This is a genomic window from Streptomyces sp. NPDC050759 (genome assembly GCF_044456945.1).
In the GTDB taxonomy this organism is placed as follows: domain Bacteria; phylum Actinomycetota; class Actinomycetes; order Streptomycetales; family Streptomycetaceae; genus Streptomyces.
Genome location: NZ_JBITGI010000002.1, coordinates 280,390 through 298,311, shown reverse-complemented (window position 1 = coordinate 298,311; position 17,922 = coordinate 280,390). Strand labels below are relative to the sequence as shown.

The following is a 17,922-nucleotide window of genomic DNA, read 5'->3' as shown; positions in this document are numbered from 1 at the left end:
CCCGCCTGTCAGCTGCTGCAGGGAGGCCGCCCTCCCCGGTGAGCTTGACCCCACCGGCCTGAGCCCGGGCGGCCTCGGTGTCACTTGTCACGTCAGTCACGGCAGCCGGTCGACCAGAGCGAAGGCATCCTCGGTCTTGGGGTGGGTCCGGCCCAGCCGGGTCTGCAGGATCTGTGCACCCCGGCGCGCGAAATCCACGGCGGTCGGGTTGTTCATCGCGTGCAGGACCTGGGCCTGGAAGATGAGGACGTAGCCGATGTACAGGTGGTCCGGCGCATAGACGGCCTCGCGGATCTCCAGCGCCCGTGAGATCAGCGGCAGGGCCGCCTCGTGGTCGCCGAGGTCGACATGGACGTTCGCCAGTGCAACCAGGTCGAAGCTCACGTACGGGTCGTTCGGCCCGAGCGCCGCCTCGTCGATCCGCAGCGCCCGCTCGGCCAGTGGCAGCGCCGCATGGTGCTCACCGAGGAGGCACAGCGTGCGCGCGAGCGTGGCCAGGTCCGTTGCGATGGCGGGATCGTTCGCCGGCAGGCAGGACTCGTGCAGCCGCAGCGCGCGTTCCACCAGTGGGCGGGCCCTCTCCGGCGCGTGGAGCTCCCGGTGGATCTGCGCCAGAGTGATCAGATCGAAGCCGGTCTCCGCATCCCGGCCCCCGATCGACTCGTCGATCGCGAGGGCACGCTCACACAGAGGCAGCGCCATCTGGTAGTCCCCGATCTGGATGAGGAATTCCGACGCCAGCCTGAGCAGGACCGCCGTCTCCGCAGCGCACTCGGCCGGTGGATCGTCCTTGGTCACCGCAAGGACATGCGAGAGCAACCCCTGCCAGCGCGGCCGCGCGTCCGGGTCACCGTGGACATCGTGCGGCACGGCCGCGACCAGCGCCCGGCACAACTGGACCCGGGCGTCGGCGTGCGCCTCCTCCGGCATATCGGCCCGAACGGCGGCCTGCACCAGCCGGTGCACCACCAGGGACGCGTTCCCGCGCCGCGCGAGTCCCAGACCGGCCAGGGCACCGACCGTCCTGTCCCACTCCAGCGGATCGGCGGCGCCCACGTTCAGGATCTCGGGACTACGGGTGAACAGGTCCAGCGGGATCGGCTCCGGCGCCAGTAGGGCACACAGCCTCAGCATCCGCACTGCCTGCGGCCGCTCCGCCTCCAGCCTTCGCACACTGAGCTGCCACAGGGCCCCGACCGCGACCGCCGACCGGTCGCCCGGCGCGCCCAGCGAGATCATCTCCTCCAGCCGGGACGTCAGCAGCATCAGGTAGTCGTCGGGCGCAGTCTGGTTGTACTCCATGTACCCGGCTGCCTGCTCCAACGCCAGCGGCAGATCCCCCAGTTCCTCGGCGATCCGGTCCGCCACCGCCGCGGTCATGCCGGGCACCCGACGCGTCAGCAGGCTCACCGACTCCTGCCTGGCGAACACGTCCAAGCCGATCACACCGCCACTGCCCGACCAGTTCCTCACCCTGGTGGTGACGATGACATGGCCGTTGGCCGCCAGGCCACCCGACGGCAGCGCGTGCGTGAGAGTGTTCTGTTCCTCCCCGTTGTCGAAGATGATCAGCCAGGGCCTGCGGTCCGCCAACTTGCCGTACACCCGCGGGATGACCTGGTCGAAGGTTGCTTCCGCCAGCCCCAGCTCCCCGGCCAGGGACACGAACTGCGACGCCACCCGATCGGCGTCCCCGGCATGCACGAACGCGACGAACCGGTACTTCTCGATGTGTCGGTAGGCGTATTCGACCGCGAGTTGGGTCTTGCCGACACCGCCCATCCCGCGCACGACCAGCATCGCGACACCGTTCGCCGAGGTGAGGCGCTGCCGCAGATCCCGCAGCGTGGCGTCGCGGGCAGTGAAGTCGGTGTTGCGCGGCGGCAGTTGGTACGTCATGGGCGCGGGCGAGTGCTGCCCGCGGTCGCGGCGCGGCGCCTGCCACAGCCCGATCAGCGACACAGGTATCAGGAGGAGGAGCACCAGCCACGGGTGGACCCGCACGAGGTCGAGCGGTCCTGGCCAATGGCTTTGCCCGGACGCCGCGTTGAAGGCGAGACTGCCGACGAACAGCACGAGCAGACCGGACACCACACCGGCCAGCGTGCGCCACATGGCTCCCTCTTCGGTATCAGGGCTGCCGCGACGATCAACAGCCTGCGTGATGTTATCCCAGGAGCCGCTGACGAAACCGATGAAAGGGCCTGCCGAAGAGACAGTGAAGTGCCCCGGGATCATTGCTGATCTTCGGCACCCGGATTCGAACGAGCAGGTTGTCCGGCGCTCGGTTCAGCGGGGCTGCGAGCGCTTGGCAGGTCACAGCAATCGACTGATGAGCCTTCAGAAGGCGCCGGGGCTGATGGCTTGTCTGCGTCGAGGCCGTCGACTGTGGTGGTGGACGGGACCAGCAGGGAGGCAGCCGCCTAGAGAGCGACGCAGAGGACGGCGAGATCTGCGGTGATGGCGATGCCCAGCCGCTGCCCCCACGGCGGGGATGAGCAGGCTGCGGAAGGCGACGGTCAGCAGCAGGAAGCCGATCGCGGCGATCACCAGGACGAACAGCGGGAGCTTGCCCATCAGGACCGACGCGAGATCGTCGTTGCTCGCGGTGACACCGCCCACGTAGACCTTCATCGACGTGCCCTGCTCGGCCGGCGGTATCACCTTGACCCGCAGGTGGTGGATCAGGTCTGAGGTGGCCGCCGACTGCGGAGAGGTCGCCGGGACGACGGAGACGACACCGACCGTCTGTCCCTCCTTAATGGGAGCCGCAGCGGCACTGGCGACGCCGTCGACCTGTTCGAGAGCGGTCACCAGCTTCGCCTCGGCCGCCTTGTCGGCCGCGGTGGGGGCCTGGACGGCGAGGACGAGCGGGCCGTTGAAGCCGGGGCCGAAACCGTCGGCGATCATGTCGTTGGCCTGGCGGTTCGTCGAGGTCGTGGGTAGGCGTCCCACCACGCCCCTGCGTGACACGGTGAGCACGCAGCTCCAGGGCTGACATCCCGAGATCGGGTCGGCGACGCGATCTCGGAAGGGCTCGGCCCGGGGAACGCGGGGACTTTGACAGGAGCGTCATCCGCAGTCCCGGGTGGCCACGAGGACCGGCGTCGGTGCGGTTCTGTGCCCGCCGTCGAGAGCGTCATCACCGGCCTGGAACGCGGCCCTCCGCCGTGCGGTCGCAAACCTTGCGGTGGGATCGGCATCTCCGACATCCCGTCCGGAACAATGCAACTCTGCGTACCCCGGCAGGTGCCCGGACCGACGAGCGCTCACCTCAGAGGACGACCGTGTCACGCAGGATCGCCAAGCCCCTTTGCCGACAAGCGTGAGATGGTCCGCCCGAACATCGTGCGACCCGGATTGGCTACCGCACCGAGGGCTACCTGACCCGCATCCTGGAGGAGCACCGCGAACTCCTGGCGGCCCCGCACTCCCGCGACGCCGACACCGGCGTCCACCTTCGCCGCCCATCGTCGGAACGCCGTCGACGTGATCACCGGGCCTGCGAACCGCAGACGCTGCTTGGCCGAATGCCGAGCGTCACGGGTGTGGTGAGGTGAGGATGCCGCGCGAGAGAGCGACGGTGACGGCTGCGGTGCGGTCGTTGACACCCAGCTTGACGAACGTTCGCAGTAGGTGCGTCTTCACTGTCGCTTCGCCGATGTAGAGCTGCCGGCCGATCTCGCTGTTGGAGAGGCCGCGCGCGACGAGGCCGAGTACCTGAACCTCGCGGGGGGTCAACTGCTCCTCGGCCGGCGCCTGCATATGAGTCACCAGCCGGGCGGCCACCGGCGGAGCGAGGACGGTTTCGCCGCGGGCCGCCGCCCGGATCGCGTCGGTCAGGGTACCGATCGGGGTGTCCTTGAGGAGGTAACCGGTGGCGCCGGCCTCGATCGCCGGCAGGATGTCGGCGTCACCTTCGTAGGTGGTCAGCACGAGCACGCGGATGCCGGGGTGCTCCTGGCGGATGCGCGCCGTGGCGGTGGCGCCATCGGTGCCCGGCATCCGCAGGTCCATCAGGACGACGTCCGGGTGCGTCGCGGAGGCGAGGACGATCGCCTCGTCGCCGGAGCCGGCCTCGCCCACGACCCGCAAATCGTCGTAGGCCTCGAGCATGCCGCGGAGGCCGAAGCGTACGACGGGGTGGTCATCGACGATCAGGATGTTGACGGTCATCGAGCCGGTTCCGCCTGCTCAGTGGTCGGGTGTGGAGCTGAGATCACGCACAGGCCGTAGGCTACGCGCCGCCTGCTCGGTCGGGGCCATCGGCAGTTCTACCCGTACCGTGCTGCCCTGGCCGGGAGTCGATCGCACGGTGCAGGTTCCTCCCAGCGTGTTGGCGCGGCTGCGAATGCCGAGCAGGCCGTATCCACCTCGGATGGTGGCGGGGTCGAAGCCCTGGCCGTCATCGGTCACGTTCAGTGTCATGAGGCCGTTTTTATGGCCGAGTTCGATCCGCACTGTCGTGGCGTCGGCGTGCTTGCCGACGTTGGCCAGGGCCTCCTGCGCGGTGCGCAGCAGGGCGATGTCGGTGCCGGTGGGTGCGCTGGACCGTTCGCCGACGATGGACACCTCGACGCGCGTACCCGTGTCGCGGGTATGCCGGGCGGCGAGACGGTCCAGCGCATCCGCGAGGCTGCGGCCGGTCAGGTCGACCGGCGCAAGTGCGGCGATCAGTGAGCGTGCCTCCGCGAGGTTCTCGCGTGCGGTCTTTTCCAGGATGTCGAGCTGGCCGTCGGCGGTCGTCGGATCACGGGGCAGGGTCGTCCGTGCTGCCTGGGCGAGCATGAGGATGCTGGTGAAGCCCTGCGCCAGGGTGTCGTGGATCTCGGCGGCCAGGCGTTCCCGTTCGGCATGGACGCCTGCCTCGTGGCCAGCGCGTTCCAGTGCGGCCCGTGTCCGGGTCAGTTCCTCGATCAGCGCGGCCCGTTTGCGGTTCTGTTCGCGGATGCCGGTCAGATAGGCGCCCACCAGGACCGTCACGGTCATGGGTACCAGAACGCTCACGCCGACCATCGCCAGCGTGTAGCGGCTCACTCCGACCCGCGCCAACATGGCCCAGGCGAGTTCGGCGTAGAGGATCAACAGCAGCGGTATACGTACCCGCCACCTCGCGACCATGACGAACAGCTGTGGGCAGAGCGCGAACAGCAGTGCGCCACCCATCGGGGCGATGGCGAGCAGAAGCGGGAACGCGAACGCCAGGGCGGCGAAGTAGGCCACCCCCCAACGCTCGTCGCGGTTTTCCATGGCCTGCGGTGCGACAAAGGCGTACCAGGCGACGATGACGACGAGCGTAGTGAGGGCAAGCAGGCGTTGTCCGAGCGCCACGGTGACGTCGGCCGCTATGGCAACGGCAAGGGGTATCGCGACGGCTCCGACGAGGACATGCCATCCGGCGCGGTAGCGGTATCCGAAGTCGACGGTGCTGCGTACTGCCACGCCTGCCCACCTTCGCCCGCCGAGATCTGGCCGCCAGTGTACGGGCGCCCATGTCCAGGGTGCCGCGCCCGACGCCGGGGAACGTCCACGCACCGGTGGAGCCGTGGGTACGTCGATCGGTGGACGACGGAGTCCACTCAACCGTTGTCGCCGCCGCGCCACGCAACCGCCACGCTCGTTGTCGAGAACCTGGTTCCCACCTGGAGGTACCCCTTGAAGAAGAACTGGCTCGTCCTCGCCTTCGGCGCATTGCTGATCTTTGGCGGTGTGACCTGGACCTTGCAGGGACTCGATGTCATGCGGGGCTCGGCGATGAGCGGCGTGACGTTGTGGGCGGTCGTCGGTCCGGTCGTGGCGATCGTCGGTCTGGTTCTGCTGGGTGTCGGATTCGCCCGGCTGCGCCGGGTCAGCCGATAAGCGCCTGCCCACTTTCCGATAGCGACGTGGAGACTCAGATGGCAGGTCGGCCGGCACCGGAGAAGCCGCCCGAGCAGTGGTACGGCGAGCTTGCCGGCGTCGCGGCCACCGCGCTCGCCCTGGGCGTTGGTGAGCTGGTGGCAGCCGCGACGGGCGGGCCCTCAGCGCCCCTCGTGGCGGTGGGGGGTGTTGCCGTGGACGCCGCGCCGACTCCGGTCAAGGAGTTCGCGGTCACGGTGTTCTACACGTACGACAAGCTGGCGTTGCAGGCGGGAATCGTGCTGGTGCTGGCCCTCTTCGCCGCGGTCATCGGCGTACTGGCCATGCGCCGGCTCAGCTACGGGCTGGCCGGCGTCGCTGTGTTCGGGGTGATCGGCGTCCTTGCGTCAGCCACCCGGGCGAGCGCCACCTGGGCGTACCCCCTGCCGACGGTGGCCGGTGCACTGACCGCGGCGGGCCTTTTGGTGCTGCTGCGTCGCACCCTGCCGCGCCGTGCGGCGGCATCGGCGCCGGACCCGCGGGACGACACCGGCCCGGATACGGACATGGCGGTGCAGGAAGGCCCTACGCCGGTGCCGGGCGCCCGTTCGCCGTCGTCGGATGTCGGCGTCCCGGTGGTGGACGGCGCGCGACAGCCACCGGGCCGGCGGCGGTTTCTCGTGCTGGCGGGCGGGGCGATCGGTGCGGCCGTGGTGGCCGTACCGGGTGGACGTCGGCTGTGGGCACAGCGTGTGGCCGCGGCACGGGCCGCAGTTGTTCTTCCGCCGCCGTCGAGCCCGGCACCGCCCTTGCCCGCCAAGGTCTCCGCCCAGGTCCCCGGAGTGGAGCCGTTCGTGACCAGGACTGCGGACTTCTACCGGATCGACACCGCTTTGACGGTGCCACAGATGGAGCCGCAGGGCTGGCGTTTGAGGATTCATGGCCGGGTGGAACGGCCGCTGACGCTGACGTACGAACAATTGCTGGCACGGCCGATGGTGGAGCGGTACATCACGCTGTCGTGTGTGTCCAATGAGGTCGGTGGCGAGTTGGTCGGTAACGCGCGGTGGTTGGGGGTACCGATCAAAGATCTGCTGGATGAAGTCGAGCCGGATGACCGGGCGGATCAGGTGGTGAGCCGTTCCGTGGACGGCTACACGGCCGGTACGCCGACGGCGGCGCTGCGCGATGGGCGGGACGCGTTGCTGGCGGTCGGGATGAACGGGGAGCCACTGCCGGTCGAGCACGGGTTTCCGGTCCGGATGGTGGTGCCCGGGCTGTACGGATACGTATCGGCGACGAAGTGGCTGACGGAGCTGGAGCTGAGTCGCTTCTCGGACTTCAGCGCGTATTGGGTACGGCGAGACTATGCGGCGCTGGCCCCGGTGAAGACGCAGTCGCGGATCGATACGCCGGCCGCGGGCAAGCGTCTGGAGCAAGGCCGGGTGATGGTGGCCGGGGTGGCGTGGGCGCAACATCGCGGCGTGTCCGCCGTGGAGGTCCGGGTGGATGACGGCCCATGGCAGCAGGCACAGCTCTCGGCGGTGCCGTCGGTGGACACCTGGCGGCAGTGGAGCTGGCCCTGGCAGGCGACGCCCGGCAAGCATCGGCTGCAAGTACGCGCCACCGACAGCACCGGCCAGGTGCAGACAGGAAAGGCGCACAAGCCGTTGCCCGACGGGGCAACCGGCTGGCACACGATCAAGGTCACGGTTACCTGAGCATTTCCCGCCAGGCGAGGGTTTCCACCTGAAGAGACACGAATCGTGGCGAAGCTGCGGCCCTGGCGCGGTGCACCGCGCCGGGCCTGATGGAGGCTCCGGACCGTCCCGGAGCGGGCTCAGCCTTCCTGCCCGCGAGCGGCCTCAACCGACCACTCACGAGCCAAGATCACCCGCTGAATTGTTTCCGTCGGCGCGTCCCGCCGGTGCACCGGGTGGCTGACCAGCGAGGCGGTCGTGCTTGGGCCGGCGCCCCGTGCGCGTGGAGGGACGCGCGCGGGGCGTGGATGCCGCTGCAGCGGGTGGCCTGAGGTGACGGCTCACCCACCTGGGGTCACGACAGACTCCACTGCTGGCTCGTCGCGCCGGTGCCCGTCTCCTGGACCACCGCCGCGCCCTGGGTGGTCGAGGCGCCGTTGATGCCGAGGTTGAGGTCGCTGCCCACGCCGGCGAGCATGTACGTGCTGCCGCTGTAGCTGCCGACCAGGTCGAGGAACCATTGCTGGTTGGTCCCGCCGTTGCAGGTCCACTGCTGCAACTGCACGCCGGTGGTGGCCGATTGGTTCGGCACGTCCAGACACAGGCCGCTCTTCACGCTCTTCAGCGTGTAGATGTTGTCCGCCATCTTGGTGAGGGTCCACTGCTGATTGGCACCGCCGTTGGACGGCCACTGGATGATCTTGGCGCCGCTCGCCGTGGAGCCGCTCGCGACGTCCATGACCATGGAGCTGTTGGGGTTGGTCAGTGTGTGGATCCCCGCGGTGGGCAGCCCGCTGCCGGCCGTCCAGGTGCCGGCGGCGGCATCGAGGGACCAGGTGGGGTACTGGCCGACGTTCACCGTCGTTCCCCTGATGGTCATCGGCAGCCAGATCAGCTGCGAGGAGCCGAGGTCTGAGGTGTTCCAGCGGTCACCGGCGTAGACGTAGGAAGTGCCGGAGGAGCCCTGGACGGTGATGACGTTCGCCGTCTGGCTGCCGTAGGTGTGGGTGCCGGGCGCCGCGAAGTTCCGGAACGACGACCAGGGACCGCCCAGTGACGTGGCGGTGGCGTAGATGTTGTCGTTCAGGCTCCAGCCCGTCAGGTGGGAACCGAACACGTAGTACACCCCGTTGACCTTCACCATGGCGGGCGCCTCGACGCTGCTGCTGCCACTGCCGCCCAGGACCGTGACCGCGCTGTCCACGGACAGGTAGTCGGCGGAGAGCTTGTCGATGCGCAGGCCGTTGTTGCGGTCCTCGCTCAGCAGGTAACCGGTTCCGTCGGTGTCCTGGAACAGGCCGAGGTCACGGCTGAGGTTGCCCAGCGGCCGGAAGCTGCCCCGGTAGGTGTAGGGGCCGCAGGGAGTGCTGCTGGTGGCCACACCGACCTTGGCCTCGGAGTAGTTCGTGCTGTCGATGTGCATGTACATCACGTACGTGCCGGTCGACGCGTTGTAGATGACCTTGGGCCGCTCCACGACCCGACCGGGGCCCAGATCGCCGCTGCTCTGCCGGGACAACGCCTGAGACTGGTACGTCCAGTTGGCGAGGTCGGTCGAGGTGTAGCACGTGATGTTCTGGAACGACGTGTCCGCCGAGGTCTCGCCGGTCTTGTCCTCTCCGAACCCGTACCACGTGCTTCCCACCTTGATGATGCCGAGGCCGTGCAGTTGCAGCGCGTTGCCGTTCTGGTCGGTCCGGGCGGCACCCGTGCTGAACGACACCGTGGCCGCCTGCGCCGCGGTCGCCGGGATCAGGAGCGCCGCAATGCCTCCCAGCAGTGTCAGAAGGGCGATGGCGACTCTGTGCCATCCGCCGACCGGCCGGTGGCGTACTTGCTTGAGCATGGTCTTCCCTCTCCTTTGAGGCGCCGGTCGCCGGGTCGTTCGCGTCGATGTGAGGGAATGGACGTTTCGCCCCGTACACGGCTGGTCCGGACGCCGTGAGTCTCCGTCGCCCGGCGAAGATCAATGTGAAGGGCAGGCCGGGCGGCAGTCAAGGATTGCGATCGGTTTTGTTTGTTCTTGACCGATCAAGCCGGGCCGGAGGTGGCCGATCTGGCCGGCCGGCTCGCCGTTGGCAGACGCAGAAGGAGGCAAATCTTGCCGCCAATTCGTGCGGATTCCTTCGAAGGAAGCACTGGCCGCCTGTTGGCCTTCCAAGTCGGCAAGCCCGACAACTTCTATGGCGGCCAGGCTATGTCACTTCCTGGTCGGGTTTGTTGAAACCGGCCCCTGAGGTGGCTTGGCCGCGGAGCTTGAGGACGGCTTCGGTCGCACCCAGGCCCCAGCGGCTGCCGGTGATGTCGAGACGGTCGCCGATCAAGTGGCGGCAGGCGCCTTCGGTCAGCACAAAAAATCCGCTGCGGACGAGCAGCACAGGAAGTCTCGCACCGCTGACTCAACCGCGTGATCAGGGACATCCCTCAAGGGGAACCACACCCTGCTCGGTTGGCAGCGAATGCTCGGCTGACTTGGTGCCAGCTCATGCTGGACACGCCGGCCGATCCCGCGGCGCCGGGCGTGTTCGAGCAGCTGCGGCGCCTGGTCCGCGAAGCCGAGGGCCGAGGCCCGGAGCCGTCGGCCTGCGTGCTGGACTCCCAGGAGCCCTGGTTGCTGGAGGACGCGGAGAGCCTGGGGCAACTCCCTTGGAACAGACGGTCCCGTGCTCACCGGCCCGGACGACTACGAAGGCCCGCCAGAGGGACACAGGGGTCGCGTTCGCGTGCACGACGGGCGCTGGACCTCGGATCGCGCCGCTCGGCAGGCTCGACCAACACCGGCAGCGCCGGCCGCAGCCCCGCATCCAGCTCGGTCACCTTCTTCCGGCCTCCACCGGGACGCCGGATCCGCCCCAACAGGGCCTGACCGGATCCCAGTTCAGCCACCCCGCGCGAGACCGTGCCCTCCCGGACTCCAGCCGCAGCGGGGACGAGCCTGATCCCGCCATGCCCCAGCGGTCGCGCTTCCGTTCCTATGGCCACCAGCCGCCGTTGACGCCCGTCCAGATGCGGCAACAACACCTGGAACGTCGCAGGCCGGGGATGCCTCGACCCTCGCCGCCGTCATGGACGGCTTGCAGCGCCAGTGGGCTCTCGGCCCGGACGCGTACGACATGACGGGCCGGCTGCGCCAGTACGCGGACCGCCTGCCGCGGTCGATCACCCTGGATGGTTCGGGTCTGCAGGAACAGGCTGGACGCGCTCCCGGATTTTTGGTCGGGAGCGCGGCCCTGCGCGGTCTCACGTGACCGCCGAAGCCTCCTTGAGCGCGGCGATCCGCTCCCAGTCCAGGCCCAGTTCGAGCAGGATCTCCTCCGTCTGTGCGGCGAACTCCGGGGCCGGGCGCAGTGCGGGGGCCGCGACATCGAACTGCACGGGACTCGAGGCGAGTTGGAGCTCGCCGGCCTGTACGAGGTACTCGTTCGCACGCACTTGTGCGTCGTCGCCGACCTGGAGTGAGTCCTGGACCGGCGCCCAGGGCCCGGTCAGGGTGGCGAACCGTTCGGACCACTCGGCCAGGGTGCGCGTCGCGATGACCTCCCGCAGCAGTGCCACTGCCTCGGCCGTGTGCTCGGCGATGGCCTGGGACGTGGCGAAGCGCGGATCGTCGGCCAGCTCGGGACGGTCGATATGGCGGCACACATCGGCCCAGTACTTCGCGGGCTGCAGCATCACCAGGGACAGGTAGCGGTCGTCGGCCGTGCGGTACAGGCCGGTCAGCGGGTTGACCGGTGAGCTGTGCACGCCCGGCGGTGCCATCTCCCATGCCTGCTTGAGGTGCAGGGACAGCGCGATGCCGTGGCCCATCGCCCACACCCCGCTGCCGAGCAACGACACGTCCACGACCGAGGGTTCGCCCGTTCGCTCACGCTTGAGCAGCGCCGCCGCGATGCCGCCGGCCAGGTTCGTGCCCGAGATGGTGTCCCCGTACGCGGGCACCGGCGCGGAGACGATGCCCTCCATGCCGGCCGGGGTGATGCTCGCCGCCGTGGACGCGCGGGCCCAGAAGGCCGTCATGTCGTAGCCGCCGCGCTCGGCCTCCGCGCCGCGCGGGCCCAGTGCGCTGCCCCGCGCGTACACGATCTCCGGATTGATCGCGCGTACGTCGGCCACCTCGATGCCGAGCCTGCGGCGGGCGGCGGGCAGCAGACTCGTGAGGAACACGTCGGCGCGTGCGATGAGTTGGCGCAGCACCTCCATGCCTTCGGGGCGCGCGATGTCGAGGCCGATGCTGCGCTTGCCGCGGTTGGCGTGCTCGATGTTCGGGTTCGGGTCGCCCTCGACGCGCATCGCGCCGGTCTGGCGCAGTCCGCGCTGCGGGTCGCCGGTCACCGCGTGCTCGACCTTGACGACATCGGCGCCCCAGTCGGAGAGCACCGCCCCTGCGGACGGAACGAAGCCGTACATGGCGACCTCGACGACTCGGATCCCTGCCAGCGGGCCGGTGGCGCTCATGCCTTCACCGCCGCGACCACGGGCGCGCCGAACGCCTTGGTCTCCAGGAACTCCTCCATGCCCGCCACTCCGCTCTCGCGGCCGATGCCGGACTGCCGGTAGCCGCCGAAGGGCACGTCCGGGTGGAAGTAGTTGCCGCCGTTGATGCTGAACGTGCCGCTGCGGATCCGGCGCGCCACCCGCACCGCCCGCTCCTGATCGCGGCTGTGCACGGCGCCCGACAGGCCGTACACCGAGTTGTTCGCGATCCGTACGGCGTCGTCGTCGCCCTCGGCATCGTCGTACGGGATGACGGCGAGCACCGGTCCGAACACCTCCTCCTGCGCGATCTCGCTGTCCGGGTCGACCCCGGCGAGCAGCGTCGGCGCGTAGAAGAAGCCGGGGTCGACGCGTTCCCCGCCGGTGATGAGCTTCGCGCCGTCGGCGACGGCCCGCTGCACCATGCCGTCCACCTTGTCGCGCTGTTTGGCACTGATCAGCGGGCCCAGATACGTCTTCGGATGCGACGGATCGCCGGGGCGGATACGGGCGAAGTGGCCCGCGATCAGCTCGACGATCTCGTCGTGGCGGGAGCGCGGAACAAGGAGACGGGAGGTCAGCGCGCAGCCCTGGCCCGCGTTCACGCAGATCATGTACGCGGCGAACTGGGCGCTCACCGCAAGGTCGGCGTCGTCCAGGACCACCATCGCGGACTTGCCGCCGAGCTCGAGGAAGACCTTCTTCACCGTCTCGCTCGCCGCGGCCATGATGCGGCGGCCGGTCGCGGTGGATCCGGTGAAGCTGACCGCGTCGACGTCCGGGTGCGTGGTGAGCACCTCGCCGACATCCGCGCGGGACGAGGACAGGACGTTGACCACGCCGGGCGGGATGTCGGTGTGCTCGGCGATCAACTCGCCGAGCGCCAGGGTGATCAGCGGGGTGTCGGGCGCGGCCTTGAGGACGATCGTGCAGCCGGCCGCGAGGGCGGGGGCGAGCTTGGCGAGGGCCAGCTGGTTGGGGTAGTTGTACGGCAGGATCGCCGCCACCACGCCCACCGCCTCCTTCTCCAGCCAGCGGTGGTGGCGCTGACCGTGCTTCTCGACCTCGCCCAGGTCCTCGGTGAAGGAGTAGGTGCGCAACAGGTCCGCGTAGTAGCGCACGATGCCGATGGGATCCTCGAGTTGAGCGCCATGGGTAAGCATGCGCGTGGCACCGGCCTCGGCGATGGTCAGCTCGCGCAGTTCCTCCACCTGGTCGAGCAGAGCCTGGTGCAGCTGGTCGAGGCAGCGGATGCGCAGGTCCCGGTCCGTGGCCCAGTCGGTGGTGTCGAACGCGCGGTGTGCGGCGGATATCGCGGCCTCGGCGTCGGCGGGGGTGGCGTCGGGCGCATGGCCGAGTACGGCGCCGGTGGCCGGGTTGAGGCTCTCGAAGTGCTCCTTGGTGTCGACGAGTCGTCCGTCGATCAACAGGCGTCGCCGTGCGCGGCCCGGTTCGCCTGGATCGTTTCCGTGGACAGGCATCCCGCCTCCTGCGTCGTGTACTCGATGAAAATGCGATTCTCTAAATAGGAAATCTAATACCCGCCTGGTTGGAACTCCAGAGTCCCGACGTGAATCGGGGCCCGGCTCAGGAGCGGCCCCACGCTGCCGCCAGGCCTCGCGCCGGGCCGCCTCCGGTCAGCAGCAGGGCACGCACTTCAGGATCGGCATCGGCGGACTCGAGCGCCGCGTCGATCGCCCGATGGGGCAGGCACGGGTGTCGCCCGGCCGGACAGGCGGAGGGTGCGGACCGAGCCGGTGGCGTTGATACCTCAACTCGTCGAGGCCGACGAGGGTTGGTGCATCGACGTCAACGAGGATGTTCCATGCGGCCCAAGGCGTCGTCGGCGGCCGTGAGCGTGGCGCTTTCGACTCGCCCGACGAGCTGTGCCAGGAGCCGGACATCCTTGCGCAGCAACGGGCCGGCGCGGCCCGCCAGCGCCGTCAGGGTGCCGCCCGCTGCGGCCACCCGTCCCAGCGCGAAGCTCGCGCCGCTGCCATGGCCGAGCACCTCCGCGAGCCGGCCCGCGTCCAGGCCCAGCTCGTTCCCGAGCGCGAGCGTGTCGGCGGCCGTGGCCAAGTGGGCCGTGAACAGTACGTTGTTGAGCAGTTTCGCCGTTTGTCCCGAACCCAGCGGACCGACATGGACCACCGGATCGCCGAAGGTCTCGAACACCGGGCGGCAGAACGCGAACGTCGGATTCTCCCCGCCCACCATGACCAGGAGCCTGCCTGCCTCGGCGGCCGGTCCGCCGCCGCTGACCGGTGCGTCGATCACCTCGACACCGTGCGTACGCGCCTGTTCCGCCAGGCGGCGGCAGGTGTCGGGATGGACCGTGCTGTGCACCGCGATCACCCCGCCCTTGCGGAGTCCGGCCAGTACCCCGTGCTCGCCGAGGATCACGTGTTCCACGTCGGCGTCGTCGACGACGCACACGCACACCAGGTCGCAGTCGGCGGCGAGTTCGACGGGCGATGCGGCCCGTTTCGCCGGGGTGTCCGCGAACGGTGCGAGCGTCGCCGAGCGGCGCGCCCACAACGTCGTGGGAAAACCGGCGTCGATGATGCGGCGGGCCATGGGGGCGCCCTGGCTGCCCAGACCGATGAATCCGACGTGCGTCACGATGGTTCCTGCCCTTCGTCGGGTGACTCTTGCGGTGTCTAGGCCCGGGGCGCATCAGGTGCCTTGGCGGGCGGCGTATCGGGTGTCTCGGCGGGCGGCGTATCGGGTGTCTCGGCGGGAGAGGCATGGGGTGTCTTGGCGCGTGGCCCATCGGGTGCCACGTCGAGTGGCCCATCAGCTGCCTCGCCGACTGTCGCCTCCGGCAGCTGTGCGCCCGGCCGCCAGAAGGCCGCGAGCAGCCCCGCCGTCCCCGCCGCTCCGACCCCCGCCGCGAGCCCCCCGCCCGCCCAGCCGTCGATGTCGATCCCGGCCGCGGCGTCCAGCGACACGTCTCCGGGGCCGAGCATCGCCAGCGCCACGCAGGCCACGGCGAGCACGAGTACATACTCGTATCCGTCCTTGAACACGAAGAAGCCGTTGCGGCGGTGCGCGAGCAACCCGGCGACGAGCATCACCGATATCACGGCCGCGCCGGCCAGCGGCGTGAGCAACCCGAGCACGAGCAGGGCCCCCGCGCCCACCTCGGTGACCACGCTCAGCCAGGCCTGCAACCGTCCGTGCCGCAGCCCGAGCCCGGTGAACCACCGGGCCGTCCCGGCGATCCTCCCGCCGCCCCGCCAGTGGTTGAGGCCATGGACGATCATCGTCACGCCGAGGACCACACGCAGCAGCAGCACCGCCGTCGACTCGGCCCCGGTCATCGGCGTCCTTCTTCCGACTCGCGCAGCACCGCGCACTCCTCCGCGAACGACAACACCCGCAGGTGGTAGGCGCGAGCGGTGTGCCCAAGGCTCAAGTTGTGGCCCGCGCCAGCCTGTTCGTGCCCGCGGGCGCGAGGCGAACCGGTGAACAGGGCCGCGAGGCGGTCGAGTTCGGCGGGCCCCGAGCGCCACACCGTCTCGTGGTCACCGAGGCTCACCTGGACCGGCGCCCCGACCAGGGCAGCCAGCTGAGGGAACTCGTCCACCCAGTGGCGCGCTTCCGCCTCGTACAGCGGGGACGGTCCCGCAATCGCCGCGCCGTCGTACACCTCGGGGGCGTACAGCCGGCTGGGACCCCACAGCACCTCGCGCAATCCGCGCGGGCGCAGACGCCGTCCGCAGGCGTCGCGCTCGGCCGTGTCGAGCGTGTCGACGGCGGACCGGTTGTGTTCGAGCCCGGTACCCGCGATCTCCAGGCCGATGAGGTCACGGCCGCGCTCGTCCGCCGCCATCCGCATGGCCAGTTCGCAGCCGGCCGAATGCGCGAGCAGGAAGACCCCGGCGCCGCCGGGTCGGTGCGCGAGGAGCGCGTCGAGGGCCGCGAAGCCCAGGTCCACGCGGCGCGCCGGATCGCGGACCTTCTCGGCGTACGCCTCCGAAGCTCCGTATCCGGGCCGGTCGAGCGCGATGACCGTGAACCCGAGCGCGGCGCCCAGGCGCAGCAAGGACAGGTCGGGACGGCCGGGGCAGTCGAAGTACGTCGCGGTGGTGCCGCCGCCGTGCAGGGCGAGCACCACGGCCCGCGGCCGGGGCACCTCGCACACCAGCGCCGACAGGGGGACGCCGTCGGCGTCGACGACGTCCCCGTGAGGCTGCGCGGGGGACTCGGTGTCGCAAGGGGTCACGTGTCCGTCCTCAACAGAAGTACGCCGCTGGGGGTGAGGCCACCCGAACTGACCACGGCCACCCGGGCGTTCGCGACCTGCCGCGCTCCGCCGTCGCCGCGCAGTTGGGTGACCGCCTCGTGGACGAGGCCCATGCCGTGGGTGCGGCCGTGCGAGAGCTGGCCGCCGTGCATGTTGAGCGGCAGGATCCCGTCGCGGGCGATGTTCTTGCCGCCGTCGAGGAAGTCCTTCGCCTCGCCGATGCCGCAGAAGCCGAGAGCCTCGATCCAGGACAGGCAGTTGAAGGTGAAGCCGTCGTAGAGCAGCGCCACGTCCACGTCCTCGGGACGCAGGTCCGTACGGGTCCAGAGATGGGCCGCCTGCCCCAGGACCTGCGGCTCGTGGGTGGAGGTGGACTGGTCCCAGTCGAGGCGCTCGACGATCTGCGTACCGACCGCCTCGACGAGGACGGGCGGCTTGGGCAGCTCGCGGGCCGCGTCGAGGGCGGAGACCACGACGGCGACCGCGCCGTCGCACGGCACGTCGCAGTCGTAGAGACCGAACGGGCTGGTGACGGGACGGGCGGTGAGGTAGTCGTCCATGGTCATCGGTTCGCGGTAGACCGCCGTAGGGTTGAGCGCGGCGTTCGCGCGCTGGTTGAGGGCGATCCAGCCGAGCGTTTCCCGGGTCGTGCCGTAACGGTGCATATGGCGCTGGGCGTTCTGCGCGAGCAGGTGCGCGGCGGAGGTGGCGCCGAACGGCATCCGCCACGCGGCCGTTCCCTCCACCCTGGCGGGAAGCGCCGCCGTGAGACGGCCCTGGCGCACGAGTGCGCCGTGCGTGGCCTCCCACACCGTACGGAAGCACAGCACATGCCGGGCGAGACCGCCCGCCACCGCCAGCATCGCCGCGATCAGCGAACCGCCCGGGCCGAAGGTCTCACCACCGCCGTTGTGCCAGGTGGGGCGGATCCGCAGCGCCGATTCGAGGGCCGTGATCCCGCCTTCGCCGAAGCCGCCGAACGGTCCTGCGCCAGGGTAGGTGGCGAGCCCGTCGATGTCGTCGAGCGTCAACCCGGCGTCCGCGACCGCCTGTTCGCAGGCCTCGACGGTCAGGGCCAGCGGCGGCACCATGAGGCGGCGCCCGATCCGCGAGGCACCGGCCCCGGTGAGCGCCGCCTGTTCCTCGAACTTGCGCGCGGTCCGGACCGGCGGCCGGATCAGCCGGGCGATCTCGGCGGGGCCCGTCTCGTCGGCAGGCAGTTCAGCCGGCTCGCCCTGCTCGCGAACAGGCCGGAACAGCGGCAGCCACACATCTTCGACCTGCTCGAAGACGACCTCCATCCGCATCCCGAGCGTCAGGTCCTGCGGATCGCACTGGACCGCGTTCGTGGTCAGACGTACCCGCGGGTCCTCCTCGATCGCCACCTGCGCCACGACGTACGGGGCGGGCAGGCCCGGCAGGCCGAAGCGCTGGTTGACCGTGAAGCCGACCAGCGTGCCGTACCCCGAGACCGCCGTGACGCGGGTGTCATGACTGCGGCAGTACGAGCACACGGGCTGCGGCGGATGGATGAGTGCGGCGCACGCGCCGCACTCCTGGAAGCGCAGCTGCCCGTCCGCTCCGGACGTCCAGAAGAACGCGGAGTCGTCGGTGAGTGAGGGCAGCGGACGCACGCCCTCGCCGTTCTCCCCGGGCACGGGA

At 69.9% G+C, this 17,922-nt stretch carries 15 protein-coding genes and 2 pseudogenes; 4 read left to right on the top strand and 13 right to left on the bottom strand.

What is annotated here, in order from left to right; genetic code table 11:
• Positions 1–96 precede the first annotated feature (96 nt).
• The 4 genes from fxsT to ACIBJB_RS07180 all read right to left on the bottom strand — a co-directional run bounded on the left by fxsT (position 97) and on the right by ACIBJB_RS07180 (position 5,442).
• Positions 97–2,115: an FxSxx-COOH system tetratricopeptide repeat protein gene (gene fxsT, locus ACIBJB_RS07195; protein ID WP_398927390.1), complete on the bottom strand. Its 2,019-nt coding sequence runs from the start codon at positions 2,113–2,115 to the stop codon at positions 97–99.
• A gap of 225 nt (positions 2,116–2,340) precedes the next feature.
• Positions 2,341–2,955 carry an MMPL family transporter gene (locus ACIBJB_RS07190; RefSeq protein ID WP_398927388.1) on the bottom strand — a complete coding sequence of 205 codons (615 nt, stop codon included), beginning with the start codon at positions 2,953–2,955 and terminating at the stop codon, positions 2,341–2,343.
• Positions 2,956–3,540: 585 nt separating this feature from the next.
• Positions 3,541–4,176, bottom strand: a complete 636-nt coding sequence (locus tag ACIBJB_RS07185; RefSeq protein ID WP_398927386.1) for a response regulator — start codon at positions 4,174–4,176, stop codon at positions 3,541–3,543.
• Positions 4,177–4,194: 18 nt separating this feature from the next.
• On the bottom strand, positions 4,195–5,442 hold the full coding sequence (locus tag ACIBJB_RS07180; RefSeq protein WP_398927384.1) for a sensor histidine kinase: 1,248 nt from the start codon (positions 5,440–5,442) through the stop codon (positions 4,195–4,197).
• A 213-nt stretch (positions 5,443–5,655) separates the two neighbouring features.
• Here ACIBJB_RS07180 and ACIBJB_RS07175 point away from each other — a divergent pair, with 213 nt between their 5' ends.
• Together ACIBJB_RS07175 and ACIBJB_RS07170 are read left to right on the top strand one after the other, a co-directional pair.
• Positions 5,656–5,859 (top strand): hypothetical protein, encoded by a 204-nt coding sequence (locus tag ACIBJB_RS07175; protein WP_398927382.1) that lies wholly within the window; start codon positions 5,656–5,658, stop codon positions 5,857–5,859.
• A 26-nt stretch (positions 5,860–5,885) separates the two neighbouring features.
• Positions 5,886–7,559: a molybdopterin-dependent oxidoreductase gene (locus ACIBJB_RS07170; protein WP_398927380.1), complete on the top strand. Its 1,674-nt coding sequence runs from the start codon at positions 5,886–5,888 to the stop codon at positions 7,557–7,559.
• A 334-nt stretch (positions 7,560–7,893) separates the two neighbouring features.
• On the opposite strand, the gene ACIBJB_RS07165 is transcribed toward ACIBJB_RS07170, so the two are convergent.
• Together ACIBJB_RS07165 and ACIBJB_RS07160 are read right to left on the bottom strand one after the other, a co-directional pair.
• On the bottom strand, positions 7,894–9,384 hold the full coding sequence (locus tag ACIBJB_RS07165; RefSeq protein WP_398927378.1) for an RICIN domain-containing protein: 1,491 nt from the start codon (positions 9,382–9,384) through the stop codon (positions 7,894–7,896).
• A gap of 349 nt (positions 9,385–9,733) precedes the next feature.
• A complete protein-coding gene (locus tag ACIBJB_RS07160) occupies positions 9,734–9,916 on the bottom strand; it encodes a hypothetical protein (protein WP_398928456.1) in 183 nt (60 codons plus the stop codon).
• A gap of 140 nt (positions 9,917–10,056) precedes the next feature.
• Between ACIBJB_RS07160 and ACIBJB_RS07155 the strand changes: the two are divergent.
• Positions 10,057–10,140: pseudogene (locus tag ACIBJB_RS07155) on the top strand (IS5/IS1182 family transposase); the annotation flags it as partial.
• Positions 10,141–10,268: 128 nt separating this feature from the next.
• Here the strand turns inward: ACIBJB_RS07155 and ACIBJB_RS07150 are convergent.
• A pseudogene (locus ACIBJB_RS07150) lies at positions 10,269–10,514 on the bottom strand (ISAzo13 family transposase); the annotation flags it as partial.
• Positions 10,515–10,603: 89 nt separating this feature from the next.
• On the opposite strand from ACIBJB_RS07150, the gene ACIBJB_RS07145 reads away from it, so the two are divergent.
• On the top strand, positions 10,604–10,786 hold the full coding sequence (locus tag ACIBJB_RS07145; RefSeq protein ID WP_398927376.1) for a hypothetical protein: 183 nt from the start codon (positions 10,604–10,606) through the stop codon (positions 10,784–10,786).
• Here ACIBJB_RS07145 and ACIBJB_RS07140 read toward each other — a convergent pair.
• The 6 genes from ACIBJB_RS07140 to ACIBJB_RS07115 all read right to left on the bottom strand — a co-directional run bounded on the left by ACIBJB_RS07140 (position 10,779) and on the right by ACIBJB_RS07115 (position 17,918).
• Positions 10,779–11,993, bottom strand: a complete 1,215-nt coding sequence (locus ACIBJB_RS07140) for a CaiB/BaiF CoA transferase family protein (protein WP_398927374.1) — start codon at positions 11,991–11,993, stop codon at positions 10,779–10,781. The genes ACIBJB_RS07145 and ACIBJB_RS07140 overlap by 8 nt on opposite strands.
• On the bottom strand, positions 11,990–13,492 hold the full coding sequence (locus tag ACIBJB_RS07135; RefSeq protein WP_398927372.1) for an aldehyde dehydrogenase family protein: 1,503 nt from the start codon (positions 13,490–13,492) through the stop codon (positions 11,990–11,992). The genes ACIBJB_RS07140 and ACIBJB_RS07135 overlap by 4 nt, the downstream gene beginning before the upstream one ends.
• A gap of 328 nt (positions 13,493–13,820) precedes the next feature.
• Positions 13,821–14,633, bottom strand: coding sequence for an NAD(P)-dependent oxidoreductase (locus ACIBJB_RS07130; RefSeq protein WP_398927370.1), 813 nt, complete (start codon positions 14,631–14,633; stop codon positions 13,821–13,823).
• A 38-nt stretch (positions 14,634–14,671) separates the two neighbouring features.
• Positions 14,672–15,334, bottom strand: coding sequence for a DoxX family membrane protein (locus ACIBJB_RS07125; RefSeq protein WP_398927368.1), 663 nt, complete (start codon positions 15,332–15,334; stop codon positions 14,672–14,674).
• Positions 15,331–16,239, bottom strand: coding sequence for an alpha/beta hydrolase (locus ACIBJB_RS07120; RefSeq protein WP_398927366.1), 909 nt, complete (start codon positions 16,237–16,239; stop codon positions 15,331–15,333). Before ACIBJB_RS07120 ends, ACIBJB_RS07125 begins: the two co-directional genes overlap by 4 nt.
• Positions 16,236–17,918 carry a thiolase C-terminal domain-containing protein gene (locus ACIBJB_RS07115; protein WP_398928403.1) on the bottom strand — a complete coding sequence of 561 codons (1,683 nt, stop codon included), beginning with the start codon at positions 17,916–17,918 and terminating at the stop codon, positions 16,236–16,238. The genes ACIBJB_RS07120 and ACIBJB_RS07115 overlap by 4 nt, the downstream gene beginning before the upstream one ends.
• Positions 17,919–17,922: the final 4 nt, after the last annotated feature.